Raw genomic sequence first — 23287 nt, forward strand, 5'->3', positions numbered from 1 at the left:
CCGGCACCGCCCGATCGGGCCCCCGCTTCCGCCGGTTCGTCCGTGCGGCTTACCAGCGCTATTCGGCTTCGGTGATGAGCTTGTGGATGCGGCCCACGCCCTCGGCCAGGTCGGCGTCGCCCAGCGCATAGGACAGCCGCAGGTATCCGGGTGTGCCAAAGGCCTCACCCGGGACCACGGCGACCTCGGCCTGCTCCAGGATGACCTCGGCCAGCTCGGCGGAGGTCTGCGGCCGGCGCCCGCGGATGTCGCGGCCCAGCAGGCCCTTAACGGACGGGTAGGCGTAGAAGGCGCCTTCGGGCTCGGGGCACAGCACGCCGGGGATCTCGTTGAGCAGGCGCACGATGTCCTGCCGGCGCCGGTCGAAGGCCGTGCGCATCTCCGCAACGGCGGCGAGGTCGCCGGAGACGGCCGCGAGCGCAGCCGCCTGGGACACGTTGGCAACGTTGGACGTGGCGTGCGACTGCAGGTTCCCGGCGGCCTTGACCACGTCCTTGGGCCCGGTGATCCAGCCCACGCGCCAGCCCGTCATCGCGTAGGTCTTGGCAACGCCGTTGACGACCACGGTGCGCTCGGCCATCTCGGGCACCTCCACCGGCAGCGAGGTGAAGCGCGCGCCGCCGTAGACGAGGTGCTCGTAGATCTCATCGGTGAGCACCCACAGGCCGTGCTCGGCGGCCCACTGCCCGATGGCGCGGACCTGCTCGGGCGGGTAGACCGCGCCGGTGGGGTTGGACGGGGAGACGAACACCAGCACCTTGGTGCGTTCGGTGCGGGCGGCCTCCAGGTCTTCGACCGAGGCGAGGTAGCCGGTGGACTCGTCGGTGACGACGTAGCGCGGCACACCGCCGGCCAGCTTGATCGACTCGGGGTAGGTGGTCCAGTAGGGAGCCACGACCAGGACCTCGTCGCCGGGGTCGAGGAGTGTGGCGAAGGCCTCGTAGATGGCCTGCTTGCCGCCGTTGGTGACCAGCACCTGGGCGGGCTCGACCGAGTAGCCGGAGTCGCGCAGCGTCTTGGCGGCGATGGCCTCCTTCAGCTCGGGCAGCCCGCCGGCGGGGGTGTAGCGGTGGAAACGGGGCTCGCGGCAGGCTTGCGCCGCGGCCTCGACGATGTAGTCGGGGGTGGGGAAGTCGGGCTCGCCGGCGCCGAATCCGATTACGGGGCGCCCGGCCGCCTTCATTGCCTTGGCCTTGGCATCGACGGCGAGAGTCGCCGACTCGGAGATGCCGCCGATACGCGCGGAGATACGAGGTCGGTCAGTCATACCACCATGTTTGCACGCGCGGGCCGGCCGTTTTCCGGACCCGGCCCAACCGGTTTCCCCGCGCTGTTATGTGCACTTCCGTGTGGTTCGCGGGGGTCGGCGCGCCGCCGCGCGCCGAACCGGGTTGGTCCCGCGGAGCGTTTGGGCATACACTCGTGCAACCGATGGTCCGGATCGGGCACTGAGCGCTGTACTCCGTGCTCATCCACTCGGATCGGCGGATATTGTGGGCACCGCGGTACCCGCATTGAAGGGCAGTGGCTCAATTGGAAGAGCACCGGTCTCCAAAACCGGCGGTTGGGGGTTCGAGTCCCTCCTGCCCTGCAAAGGACACTTGGGCGAGACAGGGCGCATCGCGTACCGGCGCGGTGGGCTTCCTCGATCGAGGCAGTTCCGCCGGGACAGTGCCAGCCGAACCGTCGATTCCTAAGGACCTCAGGTGACTCAGACTGACGCGGACGCCAAGCCGGAGAAGGAGCCGAAGCGCCGTACCGGTCCGGTGACCTTCACCAAGCAGGTCGTCGGCGAGCTCCGCAAGGTCCGCTGGCCCACGCGGCGCGAGCTCATCACCTACACGATCGTGGTCATCGTGTTCGTACTCATCATGGTCGGTTACGTCTCGCTGCTCGACTTCGGGTTCGGCGAGGCCGTCACATGGCTTTACGGCCAGTTCGCCCCCGACACCAGCGGTGGAGGGGCGCCGGCGCCGGTCCCGGGCCAGTAGCGGCTGCGTGCGGCAAACGCCGCCCGCCCCGGCCTGGCCCCGATACCTCCGGCAAGCCCGTAAGCTGGCAGTAACCGGAGGCGGCGCCATCGAAACGCGCCGTCCAGCGCGCAACCGACGAGAGAAAGAGCAGCCGTGTCTGAGTCCCCACTGAGCCCCGGCGACCTCCCTACCGAGGAGCCGGACCAGTCGTCGGAGGAAGAGGCCGGTCAGCGCGCCGAGTACATCGACCCCGCCGACGCGGCCGCGCTCGGGGCCGAGCCCGCACAGGGCGGTGCCGAGGAGTTTGCGGCCGACAGTGCCGAGCCCGAGGGCGACGAGCCCGCGGACACCGCCGCCGAGGACGGCGCCGAGGCCGCGGCGACACCCGCCGATCCCGTCGAGGAGTTCAAGCAGGAGCTGCTGCTGCTTCCCGGCGACTGGTATGTGGTGCACACCTACGCCGGTTACGAAAACCGCGTCAAGGCCAACGTCGAGAGCCGCACCCAGTCGCTCAACATGGAGGAGTACATCTTCCAGGTCGAGGTGCCCACCCAGGAGGTCACCGAGGTCAAGAGCGGCAAGCGGCAGCAGGTCACCGAGAAGGTGCTGCCCGGCTACGTGCTCGTGCGCCTGGAACTGACCGACGAATCGTGGGCGGCCATCCGCAACACCCCTGGTGTCACCGGCTTCGTGGGCCTGTCCAACCGGCCCGCGCCGCTGAGCCTGCAGGAGGTCGCCGACCTCCTCGCCCCCGAGCCCGAGGCCCAGCCCGAGCAGCCGGCGAAGGAGAAGGTCGAGCCGCGCTCCGACGTCGCCTACGAGGTGGGCGAGTCCGTGACCGTGATGGAGGGGCCGTTCGCGACCCTGCCCGCCACGGTGAGCGAGATCAACGCCGACACCCAGAAGCTCAAGGTGCTGGTGTCGATCTTCGGCCGCGAAACCCCGGTGGAGCTCGGCTTCAATCAGGTTTCCAAGATCTAGGCACCGGCTCCGCACGAGTCCGGGGACCACGGGGAGCTCAGCAGGCTCCCGCCGAACGGCTGCCGCGCCATCGGCCGCCGCCGGCGCGTAGACTTGACGGGTCCGCCCTGCCGGGCGGGCCTGTTGTGCCCCGCTGCACCGCATCCGGGGCACCTCCACGCCTGGGCGCGGATCCCGCCGCAGGCGTGGCCGCACCGCGGACGATGACCTTCCGCGATTGCGGCCGTCCCGCTCGGGACGGCCGTTCGGGATCCACAACGCACAGCAGATCAGGCAAAGGACCCGATATGCCTCCGAAGAAGAAAATCGCCGCGCTGGTCAAGGTGCAGCTTCCCGCTGGCCAGGCCACCCCGGCGCCGCCCGTCGGTACCGCGCTCGGTCCTCACGGCGTCAACATCATGGAGTTCTGCAAGCAGTACAACGCTGCTACAGAGGCCCAGCGCGGCAGCGTGATCCCCGTAGAGATCACCATCTACGAGGACCGCTCCTTCACCTTCATCACCAAGACGCCGCCGGCGCCCAAGCTGATCCTCAAGGCCGCGGGCCTCGACAAGGGCAGCAACGACCCCAGCCGCAAGTCGGCCGGCTCGGTGTCCGAGGACCAGGTTCGCGAGATCGCGCAGACCAAGCTGCCCGACCTCAACACCGAGGACCTGGACGTCGCCACCAAGATCGTGGCGGGCACCGCCCGCTCGATGGGCATCCAGATCAAGTAACCGGCGGGCCGCAGCACCCCGGGGTAACCGTGGAAGGGCCGCGCGCTGGCCCCCACCACATCTCTCGTTTGGAGAAGCAGTGAAGCGCAGCAAGAACTACCGCGAGGCAAGCCGGCGGGTCGACAGCAGCAAGCTGTACGGGCCCGTCGAGGCCGTCGCGCTGGCCAAGGAAACCCGCGTCGTCAAGTTCGACCCGACCGTCGAGGTCGCCCTGCGCCTGGGTGTCGACCCGCGCAAGGCCGACCAGATGGTCCGCGGCACCGTGAACCTGCCGCACGGCACCGGCAAGACCGCCCGGGTCCTGGTCTTCGCCACCGGTGACCGCGCCGAGCAGGCCCGCGAAGCCGGGGCCGACTTCGTTGGCGACGACGACCTCGTCGAGGAGATCCAGAAGGGCTTCCTGGACTTCGACGCCGTTGTGGCCACCCCGGACCTGATGGGCAAGGTCGGCCGTCTGGGCCGCGTGCTCGGTCCGCGCGGCATGATGCCCAACCCGAAGACGGGCACGGTCACCCCCGATGTGGCCAGGGCCGTCTCCGAGATCAAGGGCGGCAAGATCGAGTTCCGTGTCGACCGCCACGCCAACCTGCACTTCATCATCGGCAAGCTGTCGTTCGACGACGCCCAGCTGGTCGAGAACTACAGTGCGGCGCTGGAAGAGGTCCTCCGCCTCAAGCCCTCCGCGGCCAAGGGGCGCTACCTCCGCCGGGCGACCCTGACCACCACCATGGCTCCGGGCATTCCGGTCGACCCCAACATCACCCGGCCCACCGCCGCCTGACGGTGGCCGGCTGACGGCAGCACGAAGGGCGCCCCGGGCTCCGCCGAGCCCGGGGCGCCCTTTGCTGCGCGGCGGGCTCCGCGCAGCAGACAGCGCACCGCTGCACCGCTGTATCGCAGTACCGCGGCACGGCCGTACGGCGCCGCCGCTGCCTCGACAGGGCACGTGGCGCACCGGGCGCACTGCCGCGGTCTTGCTTCGGGTCCGCCGCTGCGCGCCGGCCGGGGGGTCGGGTTTCCCGCCTCCGGCGCCGCGACTTTCCGGCGCCGCTACGGCGTCCACCGCCCGCTCCGGTGCACTCGTGTCGTCCGCCCTGTGCACGGGCGGGGCGAGCATCCGTGCGCGTCGGTTAGACTGTTAACTGCCGAAGACCGCCGGTCGCCACCCAAGAGGTGGCCTAAGGTCCCATGCGAATGGGCGGCCCGCGCAGGTGAGCTGAGAGCCACGGCCGAAACGCCGTTGCCCCGGACACCTGCGCCGGGGCTTTTTTCATGTGCCTCGATCCAGAGCCTTCCCATCGCCGGGTCTTTGCCGCAAGCCGGCGTTCACTGTTGGAAGGAGTCCCATGGCGAGGCCGGACAAGGCAGCCGCGGTCGCCGAGCTCAAAGAGGAATTCGAGAGCTCGCAGGGCGCTGTGCTGACCGAATACCGGGGGCTCAGCGTGGCGCAGGTGACACAGCTGCGCCGCAACCTCGGTCAGAACGCGCGATTCCGCATCGTCAAGAACACGCTGAGCAAGATCGCCGCCTCCGAGGCCGGCCTGGACGACCAGGTCCTGGACCTGTTCGAGGGCCCCTCGGCAATCGCCTTCGTCCGCGGGGACGTGGTCGAGGCCGCCAAGGGCCTGCGTGACTTTTCGAAGGCGAACGCGCCGCTGGTGATCAAGGGTGGTGTCATCGGCGGGAGAGCCATGACGCCCGAGCAGATCACCCAGATGGCCGATCTGGAGTCCCGCGAGGTGCTCCTCGCGAAGCTGGCCGGCGCGCTGAAGTCCAAGCAGGGCCAGGCCGCCGCACTGTTCCAAGCACTGCCCCTCAAGGCCGTGCGGCTCGCTCAGGCGCTGCACGACAAGCGTGCGCAAGAGGGCGCCGAGGCTTAGGAACGATCCCGCTGGCGTGCCCGCGCCGGTGTCAGGCTCGGCACGGCGCCGCAGAGCGCGCGTGTTCGTAGAGAAAGAGAGACCGCAATCATGGCGAAGATCAGCAACGAAGAGCTTCTTGGCGCCTTCGCGGAGATGACCCTCCTCGAGCTGTCCGAGTTCGTCAAGGAATTCGAGAGCAAGTTCGACGTCGAGGCCGCCGCTCCGGCCGCCGCCGTTGTCGCCGCCCCCACCAGTGGCGGCCCGGCCGAGGAGGAAGAGGAGAAGACGGAGTTCGACGTCATCCTCGAGTCCGCCGGCGACAAGAAGATCCAGGTCATCAAGGAGGTCCGCGGGCTGACCAGCCTGGGCCTCAAGGAGGCCAAGGACCTCGTCGACAACGCTCCCAAGGCGCTGCTGGAGGGTGTCGGCAAGGAGGCCGCCGACAAGGCCAAGGATGCCCTCGAGGGCTCCGGGGCCACTGTCACGGTCAAGTAGTACCGATCGGTCCGCCGCCGGCCGCCTGGCGCGGCCCGGCAGGTCCGTATGCGAGGGCGGGCGCCCGCCGGGCGCCCGCCCTCGCTCTTTTGCACCCCGCGCGCGCAAGCGCGCGGGCGGCGCCCCAAACGCGCGCAGGAGCCCGCAGGAGTCTTCCGCGGTGCCTTCCGGGGGACGGCGGTGGGCGGCCGCCGCAGCGGGATGGGAGCGCTTCTGGAGCGCCTGCGGCGGCTCCGGGTGTTCCAGGTACCCCGGGGAAGGCCCATTCGGCGTCGGGCGGAACACGGCCGGCTCACGCGATTTTGTGGCTGTCGCGGACATGTCCGTAATCCGGATTTGGCTTGTCCGAAGCAGCCCGATCGGGCGGTTCGCGGAGGTTGGCGGCCGGCGGAAAGGCCTGCGCCGCAGCGGTTGTGCTGGGGGCGGCCACGCGGCCGCGGCAATCACTGCGAGACTGTTCCGGCAACCCCTGGATCGAAGGAGCTTTCCCTCGTGCCGTGCCGCTCACACCCCATTTTTCCTGTGGGGCCTCTCACGGCTCGCGAACCCGCAGTCGGCCGCTGCCCGGGCTTGACGGATCCGCCTGTTGGGGCGATGCTGCGAGGTGTCGTGAGTGGCTTCGGGGGTTGTGGTTGGACAGCGGTGTAGTCTTCGGCTACACTGCCCTTTTGCGCTGCCCATTGACGATCCGTGTGCCGGTGTCCGTGCTCCGCGGCCGGATTCCGAGGCTCCCTCGGTGTTCCCGGACCCCACCGTACGTTCCCACTAAGAGACCCGACCGACCGTATCGGCGGGCCTCGGCCAGACATTCCGGATCGTCCGGCGTGCGCGCGCATCAACCGCCACAAGCCTTCGGAAGGACCCCTGTTGGCAGCCTCGCGCAACGCCTCCGCTAACGCCCTTGGTCCGAACCGCGTTTCCTTCGCTCGTATTCAGGAACCACTCGAAGTCCCGAACCTCCTGGCTCTGCAGACCGAGTCGTTCGACTGGCTGCTCGGTAACGAGAAGTGGAGTACCCGAGTCGAGGCGGCTCGTAACGCCGGCCGCAAGGACGTTCCGGAGCAGTCCGGTCTCGAAGAGATCTTCGAGGAGGTCAGTCCCATTGAGGACTTCTCCGGCACGATGTCGCTCTCTTTCCGCGACCACCGGTTCGAGCCGCCCAAGTACTCCGAAGAGGAGTGCAAGGACAAGGACATGACCTTCTCCGCCCCGATGTTCGTCACGGCGGAGTTCATCAACAACGACACCGGTGAGATCAAGAGCCAGACGGTCTTCATGGGCGACTTCCCGCTCATGACCGGCAAGGGCACGTTCATCATCAACGGCACCGAGCGCGTCGTGGTGTCCCAGCTTGTCCGCTCGCCCGGCGTGTACTTCGACCGCCAGGTCGACAAGACCTCGGACAAGGACCTGTACGGCTGCAAGGTCATCCCGTCGCGCGGCGCCTGGCTGGAGTTCGAGGTCGACAAGCGCGACTTCGTCGGTGTCCGCATCGACCGCAAGCGCAAGCAGGGCGTCACCGTCCTGCTCAAGGCGCTGGGATGGACCACCGACCAGATCCTGGAGCGCTTCGGCGGCTACGAGTCCATCCGCAACACCCTGGAGAAGGACCCCACAGCGGGGACCGACGACGCCCTCCTGGACATTTACCGCAAGCTGCGTCCGGGCGAGCCGCCGACCAAGGAGTCCGCCCAGGCGCTGTTGGAGAACCTCTACTTCAACCCGAAGCGCTACGACCTCGCCAAGGTCGGCCGCTACAAGATCAACAAGAAGCTGGGTGTCGACGCCGAGTTCGGCCAGGGCACGCTGACCGAGGACGACATCGTCGCAACGGTCGACTACCTCGTCCGGCTGCACGCCGGCGAGGAAGAGCTCGACGCCGCCCAGGGGCCGCGGCCGATCGAGACCGACGACATCGACCACTTCGGCAACCGCCGCCTGCGTACCGTCGGCGAACTGATCCAGAACCAGGTCCGGCTGGGGCTGGCCCGCATGGAGCGCGTCGTCCGCGAGCGGATGACCACCCAGGACGTCGAGGCCATCACGCCGCAGACCCTGATCAACATCCGGCCGGTCGTCGCCTCCATCAAGGAGTTCTTCGGCACCAGCCAGTCGTCGCAGTTCATGGACCAGACCAACCCGCTTGCGGGGCTCACCAACAAGCGCCGCCTCTCGGCGCTGGGCCCGGGCGGTCTCTCCCGTGAGCGCGCCGGCTTCGAGGTCCGCGACGTGCACCCGTCGCACTACGGCCGCATGTGCCCGATCGAGACCCCTGAGGGTCCCAACATCGGTCTGATCGGCTCGCTGGCCGGCTACGGGCGCGTCAACTCGTTCGGCTTCATCGAGACCCCGTACCGCAAGGTCATCAACAACAGGCTGAGCGACGAGGTCGTCTACCTCACCGCCGACGAAGAAGACCGCTACGTCATCGCCCAGGCCAACACCCCGGTCGATGCCGACGGCCACTTCACCGAAGATCGTGTGCTCGTCCGCCGCAAGGGCGGGGAGTTCGAGGCCGTCTACACCAGCGAAGTCGAGTACATGGACGTCTCGCCGCGCCAGATGGTGTCGGTGGCCACGGCCATGATCCCCTTCCTGGAGCACGACGACGCCAACCGCGCGCTGATGGGTTCCAACATGCAGCGCCAGGCGGTGCCGCTGCTGCGCGCCGAATCGCCGCTGGTGGGTACCGGCATGGAGTACCGGGCCGCCACCGACGCCGGCGATGTCGTCCTCGCCGAGAAGGCCGGCGTGGTCGAGGACGTCACGGCCGACTACGTCACCGTGATGGCCGACGACGGCACCCGCAAGACCTACCGGCTCGGCAAGTTCCGCCGCAGCAACCAGGGCACGTGCTTCAACCAGCGCCCGATCGTCGACGACGGCCAGCGGGTCGAGGAGAGCCAGGTGCTCGCCGACGGCCCGTCCACCGACAAGGGCGAGATGTCGCTGGGCAAGAACCTGCTCGTGGCCTACATGTCGTGGGAGGGCCACAACTACGAGGACGCCATCGTCCTCTCGCAGCGCCTGGTCCAGGACGACGTCATGTCCTCGATCCACATCGAGGAACACGAGGTCGACGCCCGCGACACCAAGCTGGGCCCCGAAGAGATCACCCGCGAGATCCCCAACGTCAGCGAGGAGGTCCTTGCCGACCTCGACGACCGCGGGATCATCCGGATCGGTGCCGAGGTCATCGACGGCGACATCCTCGTCGGCAAGGTCACGCCCAAGGGCGAAACCGAGCTCACCCCCGAGGAACGGCTGCTGCGCGCGATCTTCGGCGAGAAAGCACGCGAGGTCCGCGACACCTCGCTGAAGGTGCCCCACGGCGAGTCCGGCAAGGTCATCGGCGTGCGCGTGTTCAGCCGCGAGGACGGCGACGAGCTCCCGCCCGGCGTCAACGAGCTGGTCCGGGTCTACGTCGCGCAGAAGCGCAAGATCACCGACGGCGACAAGCTCGCCGGCCGCCACGGCAACAAGGGCGTCATCGCCAAGATCCTGCCGCAGGAGGACATGCCGTTCATGGAGGACGGCACCCCTGTCGACATCGTGCTCAACCCCCTCGGTGTGCCGGGGCGGATGAACGTCGGGCAGATCCTGGAGATCCACCTGGGCTGGCTCGCCCAGAACGGGTGGAAGGTCGAGGGCAACGACGCCGAGTGGAAGCAGGCGATGGAAGCCATCGGGACTTCCGACATCCCGCCCGGCACCAAGCTCGCCACTCCGGTCTTCGACGGCCTGCGCGAGGAGGAGATCGGCGGTCTGCTGGCCTCCAGCCTGCCCAACGAGGACGGCGTGCGGCTGATCGACGAGCACGGCAAGGCGCAGCTGTACGACGGCCGTACCGGCGAGCCGTTCGCCGAGCCGATCGCGGTGGGCTACACCTACTTCCTCAAGCTCCACCACCTGGTCGACGACAAGATCCACGCACGCTCCACCGGCCCGTACTCGATGATCACCCAGCAGCCGCTGGGCGGTAAGGCGCAGTTCGGCGGCCAGCGCTTCGGCGAGATGGAGGTCTGGGCCCTTGAGGCCTACGGCGCCGCCTACGCCCTGCAGGAGCTGCTGACGATCAAGTCCGACGACGTCCTGGGCCGCGTGAAGGTCTACGAAGCGATCGTAAAGGGCGAAAACATCCCCGAACCGGGCATCCCTGAATCCTTCAAGGTGCTCATCAAGGAGATGCAGTCGCTCTGTCTGAATGTGGAGGTGCTGTCCAGTGACGGTATGTCCATCGAGATGCGGGATACGGATGAGGACGTCTTCCGGGCAGCGGAGGAACTGGGTATCGACCTGGGGCGGCGCGAGCCGAGCAGTGTCGAAGAGGTCTAACTTCCGCGATCTTCAAGAGCAGGGGACGAATTAAGTGCTCGACGTCAACTTCTTTGACGAGCTCCGGATTGGCCTCGCGACCGCTGACGAGATCCGCCAGTGGTCGCACGGCGAGGTCAAAAAGCCGGAAACCATCAACTACCGGACTCTTAAGCCGGAAAAGGACGGGCTCTTCTGCGAGAAGATCTTCGGCCCGACCCGCGACTGGGAGTGCTACTGCGGTAAATACAAGCGGGTCCGCTTCAAGGGCATCATCTGCGAGCGCTGCGGTGTCGAGGTCACCCGGGCCAAGGTCCGGCGCGAGCGGATGGGCCACATCGAGCTCGCCGCCCCGGTGACCCACATCTGGTACTTCAAGGGCGTGCCCAGCCGCCTGGGCTACCTGCTGGACCTGGCCCCGAAGGATCTCGAGAAGATCATCTACTTCGCCGCCTACATGGTCACCTGGGTCGACACCGAGGCCCGCGAGCGCGACCTGCAGTCGCTCGAGGCGCGTATCGCCGTCGAGCGCCAGCACCTTGAACAGCGCCGCGACACCACGGTCGAGGAACGCCACAAGAAGCTTGAGGCCGACCTCGCCGAACTCGAGGAGCAGGGCGCCAAGGGCGACGCGCGGCGCAAGGTCCGCGAGTCCGCCGAACGCGAGATGCGCCAGATCCGCGACCGGGTGCAGCGCGAGATCGACCGGCTCGAAGAGGTCTGGAACCGGTTCAAGAACCTCAAGGTGCAGGACCTTGAGGGCGATGAAATGCTCTACCGCGAAATGCGGGACCGCTTCGGTAAGTACTTCCGCGGCGGCATGGGCGCTCAGGCGATCCAGGAGCGCCTGGCCAACTTCGACCTCGACGCCGAGGCCGAGCGGCTGCGCGAGACCATCCGCAGCGGCAAGGGCCAGAAGAAGGCGCGCGCGCTCAAGCGGCTCAAGGTCGTCTCGGCGTTCCTGAACACCCGCAACAGCCCCATGGGCATGGTGCTGGACTGCATCCCGGTCATCCCGCCGGACCTGCGTCCGATGGTGCAGCTCGACGGCGGCCGGTTCGCCACGTCCGACCTGAACGACCTGTACCGCCGGGTCATCAACCGGAACAACCGCCTCAAGCGGCTGCTCGACCTCGGCGCCCCCGAGATCATCGTCAACAACGAGAAGCGGATGCTGCAGGAGGCCGTCGACGCACTGTTCGACAACGGCCGCCGCGGCCGTCCGGTCACCGGACCGGGCAACCGCCCGCTGAAGTCGCTGTCCGACATGCTCAAGGGCAAGCAGGGCCGGTTCCGGCAGAACCTGCTGGGTAAGCGCGTCGACTACTCCGGCCGTTCGGTCATCGTCGTGGGTCCGCAGCTCAAGCTGCACCAGTGCGGCCTGCCCAAGCAGATGGCGCTGGAGCTGTTCAAGCCGTTCGTGATGAAGCGCCTGGTCGACCTGAACCACGCGCAGAACATCAAGAGCGCCAAGCGCATGGTCGAGCGTTCCCGCCCGGTGGTCTGGGATGTCCTCGAAGAGGTCATCACCGAGCACCCGGTGCTGCTCAACCGCGCGCCGACACTCCACCGCCTGGGCATCCAGGCCTTCGAGCCGCAGCTGGTCGAAGGCAAGGCCATCCAGATCCACCCGCTGGTGTGCACCGCGTTCAACGCCGACTTCGACGGTGACCAGATGGCCGTCCACCTGCCGCTGTCGTCCGAGGCCCAGGCCGAGGCGCGGCTGCTGATGCTGGCCACCAACAACATCCTCAAGCCCTCCGACGGCAAGCCCGTCACCATGCCCACCCAGGACATGATCATCGGGCTGTACTACCTGACCACCCTCAAGGAGGGTGCGCAGGGGGAGGGCCAGGCGTTCCGCAACCCGTCCGAGGCCATCATGGCCTACGACCTGGGCGAGCTCGACCTGCAGGCGAAGATCAAGCTCCGCGTCGACGGCGATGTGCTGCCGCCGCGCGACTGGGTCGAGCCCGAGGGCCACGAGCCCGGCGAGCCCTACATTCTCGAAACCACCCTGGGGCGCTACCTCTTCAACGAGACCACGCCCACGGACTACCCGTTCGTGAACTACCAGGTGGGCAAGAAGCAGGTCTCCAGCCTGGTCAACGAGCTCGCCGAGAACTACCCGAAGGTCCACGTCGCGACCACCCTGGACGCGCTCAAGGACGCCGGGTACCACTGGGCCACCCGGTCGGGGCTGACCATCGGTATCTCCGATGTTCTCGCGCCGCCGCGCAAGACCGACATCCTCGAGGGCCACGAGCGCCAGGCCGACAAGATCCAGCGCGAGTTCGACCGCGGTCTGATCACCGACGATGAGCGCCGCCAGGAGCTCACCGAGATCTGGACCAAGGCCACCAACGAGGTCGCCAAGGACATGGAGGACAACGCTCCCGCCGATAACCCGGTGTGGATGATGGTGAACTCCGGTGCCCGAGGCAACCCGATGCAGGTGCGCCAGATCGCGGGTATCCGCGGCCTGGTGTCCAACACCCGGGGCGAGACCATCCCGCGGCCGATCAAGTCCTCCTACCGCGAGGGCCTGTCGGTGCTGGAGTACTTCATCTCCACGCACGGTCAGCGCAAGGGTCTGGCCGACACCGCGCTGCGTACGGCCGACTCCGGGTACCTCACCCGGCGCCTGGTCGACGTGGCCCAGGACGTCATCGTCCGCGAGATCGACTGCGGTACCGACCGCTCGCTCTGGCACGAGTTCGGCGAGAAGAACGCGGCCGGCACCGTGGTGCGCAAGCACAACGTCGAGAACACCGGGTTCGGCCGCACCATCGCCGAGGACGTCATCGTCGACGGCAAGGTCCTGGTGCCGGCGCTGACCGACACCTCCGAGACGGTCATCGACAAGCTGGTCGCCAACGGCGTCGAGCGGGTGCGCGTGCGCAGCTCGCTCATCTGCGAGGCCAAGATCGGCGTCTGCACCACGTGCTATGGCCGTTCGATGGCCACCGGCAAGCCCGTCGATGTCGGCGAGGCCATCGGCATCATCGCGGCGCAGTCCATCGGTGAGCCCGGCACCCAGCTGACCATGCGGACCTTCCACATGGGCGGTTCGGCCGGCCAGGACATCACCCACGGTCTGCCGCGTGTGACCGAGCTGTTCGAGGCCCGCATCCCCAAGGGTGTGGCCCCGATCTCCGAGCTTGAGGGCCGCGTCCGCATCGAGGACACCGAGAAGAGCCGGAAGATCATCCTCGTGCCCGACGACGGGTCCGACGAGATCGCCTACCCGGTGCCCATGCGCGCCCAGCTCCTTGTCGAGGAGGGCGAGCACGTCGGTGTCGGCCAGCAGCTGATCCAGGGCGCCATCAACCCGCACGAGGTGCTGCGGATCCAGGGCCCGCGGGCCGTGCAGCAGCACCTGGTGTCGGAGGTGCAGGAGGTCTACAAGTCGCAGGGTGTCTCGATCCACGACAAGCACATCGAGATCATCGTGCGGCAGATGCTCAAGCGGGTGAACATCCTGGAGTCCGGCGACTCCGAGCTGCTGCCCGGCGAGATGGTCGAGCGTCCCAAGTTCGAGTCCATCAACCGCCGCGTGGTGTCCGAAGGCGGCCAGCCCGCGGCCGGCCGCCCGGTGCTGCTCGGTATCACCAAGGCGTCGCTGGCCACGGAGTCGTGGCTGTCGGCGGCCTCCTTCCAGGAGACCACCCGGGTGCTCACCGAGAACGCCATCCACGGCAAGAGCGACCCGCTGGTCGGCCTCAAGGAGAACGTCATCATCGGTAAGCTCATCCCGGCCGGTACCGGCTTGCCGCAGTACCGCAACGTCCGGGTGGAGCCCACTGAGGAGGCCAAGGCGTCCATGTACTCGGTGTCGGGCTACGAAGAGCCCAGCGAGTACACCTTCGGGCAGGGCTCGGGAGAGGCCGTGCCGCTGGAGGAGTACGACTTCGGTCCCTACAACAGGTGACCTGAAGAGTCGAGCGGCGAAACCGATTGGTTTATCGAGCGGCGGCGGTAGTCCACCCGTTTTCCGGGTGGGCTGCCGCCGTTCGTCGTGGATCGGCATACTCGTATTGGATGGGGACAGCAGCGCAAGCGCGCGGTCGGGAGATCGAAGACAGTGACGGATAACGGGGGAGAGCGGGACGTGCCGTCCGACAGTGGACCCGGCGCTCGGCAGGATGCCGCGGGCTCGTGGTTCATGCCCAGCGGCGACCGCCACCGGACACAGTCTGCGTATCAGGACACCTACAACGAGGCCGGCGAGGCCGAAGAGGGTGACGGGCAGTTGGGCGCATCACCGAGCGGGCAGGCCGGCGAAGAGGAGCCCGAAACGGGCCCTGCCGGCGGGCCGCCCATTGACGGGCAGGCGACGCAACAGGGCCCGCAGCAACCGCAGAGATCCCCGGAGCCGGAGCGTCCGGGGGGACCGTTCCCCAGCACCGGCGGCTACCCGGGACTCAGCGGCGAGCGGCCGGGGATGGCCGAGCCCTATCCTTCGGCACTGGGCGACCTCGGGCTGCCCGCCGAACCGCGCGGCACCGGCTCGGCCGGCACCTCCGGCGGGCAGGGGCCGCCCTCGTTGAGCCGGCCCTACGCGGCGCCCACCGGGCCCGCGGGGAGCACGGGCGCAACGGGCGAAGACCGCCCGTCCGCGGGCGACCCCGACTTCTCCGGCGGCCGTCCTGCGGCGATCCCCGACCCGGCGCACGACGCCGCAGGCCGCGATCCGCAGCCCGGGCCCCCGGCGTGGCCCGGACAGGGCGGCTCCGCCGAATCCGGTGCCCGGAATCCGGCCGGTTCCAGCGGCGGCAGCACCGTGGGCGGGTACCGGCTGCCGGACCTCCCGGCCGCCGGACCTGGCACGGCGCCGCTGAGCACCGCCGAGGGCACCGGCGGCTACCCCGGGTTCGGGTCCACGGTGCGTTCGCACGGCGAGTCCGCTGCGGCGGACCGTTCGGGCGGCCCGACCTACCCCGACCCGGCGGGTCCGCCGCCCGAGCGCCTTGCCGACGGCTTTGCTTCGCAGCAGCGCTCCGGCGCGGTTCCCGGCGGCTCCGGTCCCAGCACCGAGCCGTTCCGGGCCGGCGATCCGGAGTACGGCGAGGCCCGCTCCGCGCAGGCCACCGGGCCCGGCTCCTCTTACCCGGCGGAGGGCGGTCCGGCGCCATGGGACGGTGACACCGGCAGGTACGACGGCCCCGGTGCCGCCGGTGCCGCCGGTGCCGCCGGTGCCGCCGGTGCCGCCGGTGCCGCCGGTGCCGCCGGTGCTGCCGCGGCGCCCGGCGATGGCCCGGCCCGCTGGGCCGACCGCAGTCCCACCGAGGGCCATGCAGCGGTCGACGAACTCGGCGGGCCGCGGCCCCCCGATCCCGCCCGGCCCTACCCCGGCGAACCCGCGTACGGCGGTGAGCCCACCGGCGGCACCGCCGACCGGAACACCGGCGAGCCGTGGCGCGAGCACGCCGGACCACCGCCCTGGCCGGGACCCTCCGCCGCCGATGGCCCGCAGTCCCGCGGTTCCTGGGACACCCCTGCTGCATCCGCAACGTCCGGAACGCCGGCCTGGGATCGCGACTCGGCCGCGCGGCGGCCTGCGGACCCCGCGTACGGGCCCGGCGGTGCGTCGCCATACGCCGACCAGCGCGGGTCGGGCGGGCCGGGTGCCGGCGCCGATCTGTGGCGCGCGGGCGAGACACCCGGTTACGGCGCCGATCCCGCACTGGGCGCTGCGGGCGCCGGTGCGCCCGCGGGCGAACGCGGGAACGCTGCCTACCCCTACCAGCCGGGGCCCGAGGCTCCTGCAGGGCCGGCGGGTGAGGGCGACCGGTTCACCGAGCCCCCTCGCGAGCCCGGCGCCGGCGAGCCCTGGCAGCCGCGGCGCGGCGACGACCCCGCAGCCGACCACTCCGCTGCCGCCTTCGGTGTGCAGCCGGAACGCTACCCCTCCGGAGCGGCCTACCGGCTCGACTCCGAACCCGGCGGCCGCCCTGCGTACGACCGGCAGGGCACCGGCGATCCACTCGACGGCCCCCGTTTCGACGCTTCCGGTGCCTCCGGCGCCTCCGGTATCGGCCCCGCAGACCCCGCCGGCCCCTCCGGCGCAGCTCCGGCGGCCGGCGACCGCGGCGGCTACGACGACGAGCTGTCGCGGCCGTACTCCTCCCGGATCCACGCCGACAGCGGCGATACCCCCCGGTCGGCGGCGTCCTGGAGCGAGACCCGCGCACCGGCGTCCGACCCGCTCGGGTCGGGGCCCTCCGCCGCCGACCCGCTCCGGTCGGGTCCGTCCACCGGGTCCGCGGCCGATGAGCTGGGCGGCGTATCCGGTGGCGACCACCCGGCGGGCCCGCAACCCGCCGAGTCCGGTCAGCGCGGCGAGCCGGCCTCCGGGGGCGGCGACCTGGGTACCGGCAGCGGCAACACCTGGGCCTTCAGCCGCGACGACACCCGGCTGCCCGAGAGCGTCCGCGAGGCCGTCGCCGAGGCGCAGCGCAAGCGCCGCAGCGGAACCCCCGACCACACGACCCAGACGTTCCGCTCCGCAGCCGATGCGGGCGGTACCGAGCAGCCGGGCACCGATCCGGGCGGCGCACCGCTCGGCTCCGCCCCGGTCACCGACCTCGGCGACGACCCGCTGGCCGCCATCGCGGCGCAGCAGGCGCGCGCCCGGGCCGATGAGGCTGCGGGCGAGCAGGGGGCGGCCGACGACCGGTGGGGCGGCGCCGGCACCGATCCCGGTGCCGGTGGCCCCGGAACCCAGGCGATGCCTGCGCTCGGCGACGAACTCGGCCCCGACTTCCGCGGCCCCGAGCCTGGTGCCGATCCCGCCGACTCCGGCGACGGCGGCCACGGCCGCCGCGGCTCCGCCCCGTCCTACGGCGACTATGGCGAGCATGGCGAGTACGGCGAACCGAGCCGGTCCGAGGCATACGGCGAATACGGGCAGTACTCCCGCGATTCCCGCGACGATGAGTACGGGCGCCGCAGCGAGTACGGGGAGTACGGCGAGTACGGCCGGTATTCCGCATCGGCGGCCGCCGACCACGGCACCGGCGAGTACCCGGCCGGCGGTCCCTCGGGGCCCTACGGCTCGTCCGAGGGTGCTGCGGCCGGCGGTTACCCGTCCGCCGCCTACGGCAGGGACAGGGATGCCGGCCCCGGCGCGGCCGGTTTCCAGGACGCCGCTTTCCCGGACGAGACAGCCGCCCAGGACCGCTGGGACCGGTTCGCCGATCCCCTTGCCGATCCCGGCGACCGCCGCGGTGCGCAGCAGCAGCCGACCGGCGGTGCCGGCGGCGACCCGGGCGCGGCCTATGCGGGCCTGTCCGCCTCGGCCGGTTACGACCCGGACTCCGCCGACCTCGGCCGCTCCGCCTCCGGGGCCATGGACACCGCCGCCCTCGATGTCGGGTCCTACGGTGCAGCGGGCGCCGACCCCGGCCGGCCGGGGCAGCACGGCCACGACCCCTATGGCGCCTATGGCGACCACGGATTCTATGGGGAGCACCGCGGTTCGGCCGGCCCCGAGGCGTACGCGCCTGCGGACCACCCGCGCGACGGCCGGCCGTCCGACCCGTATGGCGCCGGCCAGTACAGTGCCGACCCCAATGGGCCCGGTGCGTATCAGGACCAGGGTGCGCCCGACGGTTACGGCGAGCAGCACGGCGCCCCCGACGACCGGGGCAGGCGCGGCCGGTCCTCGCGCGACCCCATCAGCGAGGAGTTCCCCGGGTTCGGTGCAGGACCGCCCGGTGGTGCGTCCGGCGACCCCTACCCCGGCTACGACAACATCGACCACTGGCCCGACACCGCTCCCGAGGCCACGGCAGCGCTGTGGCTGGGTATCGCCGGCCTGGTGCCGGTGATCGGCCTGTTCACGTCCATCGCGTCGCTGGTCATGGGGCCGCGCGCGCGGCGCGCCATCCGGCGTTCGCAGGGCGAGCTGGAGGGGGCCAACCTGGTCAAGCTGGGGACCGTCTTCGCCTGGGTCGGCATCATCCTGTTCGCGGCAGAGCTCGCGAGCTTCGTTGGGATTTTCGTACTTTCCTGACACCGGTTGCGGCCGACCGCAACCGGCGCATGGCACGGACCCCGGCGCAGTACGCACTGCGCCGGGGTCCGTGCTGTGTGCACGCTGCGCAGCCGGTGTGAGGCGATCGGCGGGGAAAGCCGCGCGAGCACTCGCAAAAGCCCGTACACTAGGTATAGACCTACGACAGCATGAGGCTGCGGAGCGTGGGTACCAAGGCGAGCGGTCACCATTTTGACCTGTCACTCCGCCTTCGGTACTCTGTAAATTCGTGCCCGTGAGTCGACGGGTCAGCGCGTGCGCACTTTGCGGTCGGCCTTCGCCGCACAACGCAGAGCGCGCCGCGTGACACCTCCTCCCAGAGAAACGACCGCAAGGTCGGACGTTATCCGGTTTTCCGCCACGCTTGGGTAGAGCGCGACACGCCCGGGTGCGGGGGTAGGGGAGGACGGGGAGTCACCAGGTCGCAGGGACACAGAACGGCCAAGAAGAACCGGCGTAGGTCACGAGGAAGACGGAGACGCGGTGCCCACCATCCAGCAGTTGGTCCGAAAGGGCCGAAAGGACAAGGTCGCGAAGAACAAGACTCCGGCGCTGAAGGGGAGTCCGCAGCGTCGTGGTGTGTGCACGCGTGTCTACACCACTACGCCGAAGAAGCCGAACTCCGCCCTTCGCAAGGTCGCACGTGTGCGGCTGAGTAGCCAGATCGAGGTCACGGCCTACATCCCCGGAATCGGACACAACCTGCAGGAGCACTCGATCGTGCTCGTGCGCGGCGGTCGTGTCAAGGACCTGCCCGGTGTTCGCTACCGGATCGTCCGCGGCTCCCTCGACACCCAGGGTGTGCGCAACCGCAAGCAGGCGCGCAGCCGGTACGGCGCTAAGAAGGAGAAGTAAGCATGCCGCGCAAAGGCCCGGCGCCGAAGCGCCAGCTCATTACCGACCCGGTCTACGGATCGCCGCTCGTCACCTCGCTGATCAACAAGGTGCTGCTCGACGGCAAGCGTTCGATCGCCCAGGGCATCGTGTACAAGGCGCTCGAAGGTGCGAACGAGAAGACCGGCCAGGACCCCCTCGTGGTGCTCAAGCGTGCGCTGGACAACGTGAAGCCCGCCCTTGAGGTGCGCAGCCGCCGCGTCGGCGGTGCCACCTACCAGGTGCCGGTCGAGGTCCGTTCGTCCCGCAGTACGACCCTTGCTCTTCGCTGGCTCGTCACCTACTCGCGGAAGCGCCGCGAGACCACCATGACGGATCGGCTGATGAACGAGCTGGTCGACGCCAGCAACGGACTCGGCGCCAGCGTCAAGCGCCGCGAGGACACCCACAAGATGGCGGAGTCCAACAAGGCCTTCGCCCACTACCGCTGGTAATCCCGCGGCATTATCGATACGAGAGACCGAGAGAAGACGAGCCCTCATGGCTACCACTGCTCTTGACCTTGCCAAGGTCCGCAACATCGGGATCATGGCGCACATCGACGCGGGCAAGACCACGACCACCGAGCGCATCCTCTACTACACCGGCGTGAACTACAAGCTGGGCGAGGTCCATGACGGCGCAGCCACCATGGACTGGATGAAAGAGGAGCAGCAGCGGGGCATCACGATCACGTCCGCGGCAACGACCACCCACTGGAAAGACCACACGGTCAACATCATCGACACGCCCGGGCACGTCGACTTCACGGTCGAGGTCGAGCGGTCGCTGCGTGTGCTTGACGGTGCCGTCGCGGTGTTCGACGCCAAGGAGGGTGTCGAGCCCCAGTCGGAGCAGGTGTGGCGCCAGGCCGACCGGTACGGCGTTCCGCGGATCTGCTTCATCAACAAGATGGACAAGATCGGCGCGGAGTTCCAGCGCTGTGTCGACATGTTCAGCGACCGCCTCAACACCACCCCGCTGCCGGTGCAGCTCCCCATTGGAGCCGAGTCCGACTTCAAGGGCGTCATCGACCTGGTGCACATGAAGGCGCTGGTCTGGAGCGAAGAGACCAAGCTGGGCGAGATGTACGACACCGTCGACATCCCCGACAGCCACGCCGAGGCCGCCCGCGAGGCACACGACAAGATGATCGAGACGCTGGCCGAGGCCGACGACGAGATCATGGAGCTGTACCTCGAGGGCGTCGAGCCCACGATCGAGCAGATCCAGCCGGCCATCCGGCGGGCGACGATCGCCGGTACCGCCATTCCGGTGCTGTGCGGCACCGCGTTCAAGAACAAGGGCGTGCAGCCGCTGCTCGACGCGGTCGTCGAGTACCTGCCCGCGCCCCTGGACGTCGAGGCCATCCAGGGCCACGACCCCAAGGACGAGGGCGAGAAGGCCGAACTGCTCCGGCGCCCGGACGAGTCGGAGCCGTTCTCGGCACTGGTCTTCAAGATCATGAGCGACCCCCACCTGGGCAAGCTCACCTACATCCGGGTGTACTCCGGCGTGCTGGAAACCGGAACGCAGGTGCTCAACGGCGTGAAGGGGCGCAAGGAGCGCATCGGCAAGATCTACCGGATGCACTCCAACAAGCGCGAGGAGATCCAGCGCGTGGGCGCCGGCGACATCGTGGCCGTGATGGGTCTGAAGGACACCACCACGGGCGAGACGCTGTGCGACTCCCAGTCGCCGATCGTCCTGGAGTCGATGACCTTCCCGGCCCCGGTCATCGAGGTCGCCATCGAGCCCAAGAGCAAGAGCGACCAGGAGAAGCTGGGTGTCGCCATCCAGCGGCTCGTCGAGGAGGACCCCTCTTTCCGGGTGTCCACCGACGACGAGACCGGCCAGACGGTCATCTCGGGCATGGGTGAACTGCACCTTGAGGTGTTCGTCCACCGCATGCGCGACGATTTCAAGGTCGAGGCGAACATCGGCCGCCCGCAGGTCGCCTACCGCGAGACCATTCGCAAGAAGGTCGAGAAGGTCGACTACACCCACAAGAAGCAGACGGGTGGCCAGGGCCAGTTCGGCCGCGTGGTTATCGACCTGGAGCCGCTGCTGGCCGACGGCGACGGCGACAGTGCGGGCTACGAGTTCGTCAACAACATCACCGGCGGACGCATCCCGCGGGAGTACATCCCCTCGGTCGATGCGGGCTGCCAGGAGACCGCCGAATTCGGCATTCTCGCCGGATACCCCTTGGTGGGGATCAAGGTGACGCTGCAGGACGGCGCGTACCACGACGTCGACTCCTCGGAGCTCGCCTTCAAGGTCGCCGGTTCCATGGCTTTCAAGGAAGCGGCGCGCAAGGCCAAGCCGGTTCTGCTGGAGCCGGTCATGGCGGTGGAGGTCACGACGCCCGAGGACTACATGGGCGAAGTGATCGGTGATCTGAACAGCCGGCGCGGTCAGATCCAGTCGATGGAGGAGCGTTCGGGCGCCCGCGTGGTCCAAGCCCAGGTGCCCCTGTCGGAGATGTTCGGCTACGTGGGAGACCTGCGCAGCCGTACGCAGGGTCGAGCCACGTACACGATGGTGTTCGACTCCTACGCGGAGGTCCCGTCCAGCGTCGCAGAAGAGATTGTGGCGAAGGCGCGCGGCGAGTAACCGCGACACGTATCCAGTCAGCTAGCAACCCTGTACGTCTAGGAGAAATCCAGTGGCGAAGGCCAAGTTCGAGCGGAGCAAGCCGCACGTAAACATCGGCACCATCGGTCACATCGACCACGGTAAGACCACCCTTACCGCCGCCATCACCAAGGTTCTGCACGACTCGTACCCGGAGCTGAACCCGTTCACGCCGTTCGAGGACATCGACAACGCTCCTGAGGAGCGCGAGCGCGGAATCACGATCTCCGTCGCGCACGTCGAGTACGAGACCGAGCAGCGCCACTACGCGCACGTGGACTGCCCCGGTCACGCCGACTACGTGAAGAACATGATCACCGGTGCGGCGCAGATGGACGGTGCCATTCTCGTCGTGGCCGCCACTGATGGCCCGATGCCGCAGACCAAGGAGCACGTGCTCCTGGCCCGCCAGGTCGGCGTGCCCTACATCGTCGTCGCGCTGAACAAGGCCGACATGGTCGACGACGACGAGATCTTCGACCTGGTCGAGCTCGAGGTCCGCGAACTGCTCAACGAGTACGAGTTCCCCGGCGACGACGTTCCGGTGGTCAAGGTCTCCGCGCTCAAGGCGATGGAGGGCGACCCGGAGTGGAGCCAGAACATCCTTGAGCTGATGAACGGTGTCGACGAGAAGATTCCGAACCCGGAGCGCGACGTCGACAAGCCGTTCCTGATGCCGATCGAGGACGTCTTCTCGATTACCGGCCGCGGGACCGTTGTCACCGGCCGTGTCGAGCGGGGCATCATCAAGGTCAACGAGACCGTCGACATCGTCGGCATCAAGGACGAGAAGCAGACCACCACCGTCACCGGTGTTGAGATGTTCCGCAAGCTGCTCGACCAGGGCCAGGCCGGCGACAACGTCGGTCTGCTGCTGCGGGGCACCAAGCGCGAGGACGTCGAGCGCGGCCAGGTTGTCATCAAGCCGGGCACGACCACCCCGCACACTGAGTTCGAGGCGCAGGTCGTCATCCTGTCCAAGGACGAGGGTGGCCGCCACACGCCCTTCTTCAACAACTACCGTCCGCAGTTCTACTTCCGCACGACCGACGTCACCGGCGTCGTCACGCTGCCGGAGGGCACGGACATGGTCATGCCCGGTGACAACACCGAGATGTCCGTCCAGCTCATCCAGCCGGTCGCGATGGAAGACGGCCTGCGGTTCGCCATCCGCGAGGGCGGCCGGACCGTCGGCGCGGGCCGAGTGACCAAGATCATCAAGTAGCACGCACGTGCGGGGGCGGCCCCGGCGGAAACGCCGGATCCGCCCTCGGGGGCGGCCGGTCGACCCGGTCCGGCCGCCCCCGACATGAACGACGTCATCGGGCTCTGTAGCGGTGATGCGCCTCAGGGGAAAGCCCTGTTGCAGATTCTCAGGTGAATAGAGCCAACCAGGGC

General features: G+C 68.9%; 14 protein-coding genes and 1 tRNA gene. 14 read left to right on the forward strand and 1 reads right to left on the reverse strand.

Annotated features, from left to right (window positions below):
- Positions 1-58: 58 nt before the first annotated feature.
- Entirely contained in the window at positions 59-1267 is a 1209-nt protein-coding gene (locus tag ACYVD5_RS24745) for a pyridoxal phosphate-dependent aminotransferase (RefSeq protein ID WP_461003541.1), read from the reverse strand.
- Positions 1268-1518: 251 nt separating this feature from the next.
- Between ACYVD5_RS24745 and ACYVD5_RS24750 the strand changes: the two genes are divergently transcribed.
- From ACYVD5_RS24750 to tuf, 14 genes are all read left to right on the forward strand, one after another.
- Positions 1519-1591, forward strand: a tRNA-Trp gene (locus ACYVD5_RS24750).
- Between the two features lie 115 nt (positions 1592-1706).
- Entirely contained in the window at positions 1707-1991 is a 285-nt protein-coding gene (secE, locus tag ACYVD5_RS24755; RefSeq protein ID WP_461003542.1) for a preprotein translocase subunit SecE, read from the forward strand.
- Positions 1992-2126: 135 nt separating this feature from the next.
- Positions 2127-2954, forward strand: a complete 828-nt coding sequence (nusG, locus tag ACYVD5_RS24760) for a transcription termination/antitermination protein NusG (RefSeq protein WP_461003543.1) — start codon at positions 2127-2129, stop codon at positions 2952-2954.
- A gap of 287 nt (positions 2955-3241) precedes the next feature.
- On the forward strand, positions 3242-3670 hold the full coding sequence (gene rplK / locus ACYVD5_RS24765; protein ID WP_461003544.1) for a 50S ribosomal protein L11: 429 nt from the start codon (positions 3242-3244) through the stop codon (positions 3668-3670).
- Between the two features lie 79 nt (positions 3671-3749).
- Complete coding sequence (rplA, locus tag ACYVD5_RS24770; RefSeq protein ID WP_461003545.1) at positions 3750-4451, forward strand: 50S ribosomal protein L1; 702 nt, start codon at positions 3750-3752, stop codon at positions 4449-4451.
- Between the two features lie 565 nt (positions 4452-5016).
- Entirely contained in the window at positions 5017-5550 is a 534-nt protein-coding gene (gene rplJ, locus ACYVD5_RS24775; protein ID WP_461003546.1) for a 50S ribosomal protein L10, read from the forward strand.
- A gap of 90 nt (positions 5551-5640) precedes the next feature.
- Positions 5641-6027, forward strand: coding sequence for a 50S ribosomal protein L7/L12 (rplL, locus tag ACYVD5_RS24780; RefSeq protein WP_461003547.1), 387 nt, complete (start codon positions 5641-5643; stop codon positions 6025-6027).
- An 867-nt stretch (positions 6028-6894) separates the two neighbouring features.
- Positions 6895-10362: a DNA-directed RNA polymerase subunit beta gene (gene rpoB / locus ACYVD5_RS24785; RefSeq protein WP_461003548.1), complete on the forward strand. Its 3468-nt coding sequence runs from the start codon at positions 6895-6897 to the stop codon at positions 10360-10362.
- Between the two features lie 34 nt (positions 10363-10396).
- Positions 10397-14272 carry a DNA-directed RNA polymerase subunit beta' gene (locus tag ACYVD5_RS24790; protein WP_461003549.1) on the forward strand — a complete coding sequence of 1292 codons (3876 nt, stop codon included), beginning with the start codon at positions 10397-10399 and terminating at the stop codon, positions 14270-14272.
- Between the two features lie 180 nt (positions 14273-14452).
- Complete coding sequence (locus ACYVD5_RS24795; protein ID WP_461003550.1) at positions 14453-18358, forward strand: hypothetical protein; 3906 nt, start codon at positions 14453-14455, stop codon at positions 18356-18358.
- A 504-nt stretch (positions 18359-18862) separates the two neighbouring features.
- Positions 18863-19234, forward strand: a complete 372-nt coding sequence (rpsL, locus tag ACYVD5_RS24800; protein ID WP_461003551.1) for a 30S ribosomal protein S12 — start codon at positions 18863-18865, stop codon at positions 19232-19234.
- Positions 19235-19236: 2 nt separating this feature from the next.
- Entirely contained in the window at positions 19237-19707 is a 471-nt protein-coding gene (gene rpsG, locus ACYVD5_RS24805) for a 30S ribosomal protein S7 (RefSeq protein WP_461003552.1), read from the forward strand.
- 46 nt (positions 19708-19753) lie between these two features.
- On the forward strand, positions 19754-21868 hold the full coding sequence (gene fusA, locus ACYVD5_RS24810; protein WP_461003553.1) for an elongation factor G: 2115 nt from the start codon (positions 19754-19756) through the stop codon (positions 21866-21868).
- Between the two features lie 52 nt (positions 21869-21920).
- The gene (gene tuf, locus ACYVD5_RS24815; protein WP_461003554.1) at positions 21921-23114 is read left to right on the forward strand and encodes an elongation factor Tu; all 1194 of its coding nucleotides are present in this window, start codon (positions 21921-21923) and stop codon (positions 23112-23114) included.
- Positions 23115-23287: the final 173 nt, after the last annotated feature.

It is taken from the genome of Streptomonospora sediminis (genome assembly GCF_054778995.1).